Origin of the sequence: Microvirga tunisiensis (assembly GCF_009296175.1) — a bacterium.
In the GTDB taxonomy this organism is placed as follows: domain Bacteria; phylum Pseudomonadota; class Alphaproteobacteria; order Rhizobiales; family Beijerinckiaceae; genus Microvirga; species Microvirga tunisiensis.
In genome coordinates, this window is sequence record NZ_VOSK01000844.1 from 1 (window position 1) to 1,024 (window position 1,024).

General features: G+C 59.7%; 2 protein-coding genes. Both read right to left on the reverse strand.

The genetic code is table 11. The features are described from left to right. Window positions 1–128: 128 nt before the first annotated feature. Entirely contained in the window at window positions 129–560 is a 432-nt protein-coding gene (locus FS320_RS44045; RefSeq protein ID WP_152718738.1) for a MarR family winged helix-turn-helix transcriptional regulator, read from the reverse strand. A 218-nt stretch (window positions 561–778) separates the two neighbouring features. Beyond that, window positions 779–1,024: hypothetical protein (locus FS320_RS47450; protein WP_210252270.1), on the reverse strand; the 246-nt coding region annotated here is incomplete at its 5' end.

Consider the following 1,024-nt stretch of genomic DNA (forward strand, 5'->3'; position numbering starts at 1 on the left):
ATCTGTACTCTCGTCAAGCGCATTGAGGTTGCCGATGATGTTGTCGGGGTGATCTTCCGGGTTGAGCCCGGCTTCTCAGGTCCACCTGAGACAGGTCGAACTTTGCACCATTGTCCAACACGTCGTCATCAGCTTGCGGCCTCGATGTTCCGGCCCATGGCGTAGAAAACGCGGATGGCAGCCTTTAGGTCATCCTCGCTGACATCTTTCAGGACATCGCTGCGGAATTCCTTGACGAGAGCGTCGACGTAAGCAGCCTGCTCCTGACCTGCCGCCGTGAGAGCGATCTGCTTGGCGCGCCTGTCGCCGTTCACGGGCTGGCGCTCGATCAGGCCCTGCTTCTCCAGGCTGTCAAGGAGCGGGACCAGGGTCGGACCCTCGATCTCGAGCGCATCTGCAAGCTCCGTTTGGGTCATGCAGTCCTTTTTGCCGAGAAGGATCAGAGCGCGCGCCCGTGCCAGGGTTAGTCCCTTGGCCCGAACGAGGGCATCGAACAGGGTGCGCATCTTCCGGCTGATCTTCCAGAGTTCCTCGGAGAACGCAGCTTTGGCAGGGCTCATCGTGTTTGGCCTACAAAACATATTATTAGGATACTAATAATGTGGGTGCTTGCTACTTCAATTGCATACCCATCGCAAGACAGCGCGTGGCCCGGATCCAGCAGGGCAGGGTTGCGTCGGATGCGGTTCTCAAGCCGGTGAGCCGGGACGTTTAAGCTGTTGTTCTCCGAGGCCGAACATCATAGCTTGCCGGGTGGTTTCCTCGTCTAAGGTCGAAGTCAAAACATCTTGCCTCCTCCGTCTCGCCAATCCGCCTCCGTCGGCGCCGTGCGCCGCTCCTTTGCGCCCTGGTCCGATCCCGATGCCAAGCCGCTCATCCGATTCGAGAACGTCACGAAGCAGACCGTATGTTCGTTGCCGGTGGAGGTGGCTCGTCCCAAGCTATGCGATGAGCGAGGGTTGCGCTGGATGGGCCGGCGCCGAGCCTCCCGCACAGGGGACGAGCCATGCAGCAGAAGAGCAAA

Bases quoted from the DNA above. Each gene is read 5' to 3' on its own strand.
- FS320_RS44045 (WP_152718738.1), bottom strand. From the start codon at position 560: ATGAGCCCTGCCAAAGCTGCGTTCTCCGAGGAACTCTGGAAGATCAGC.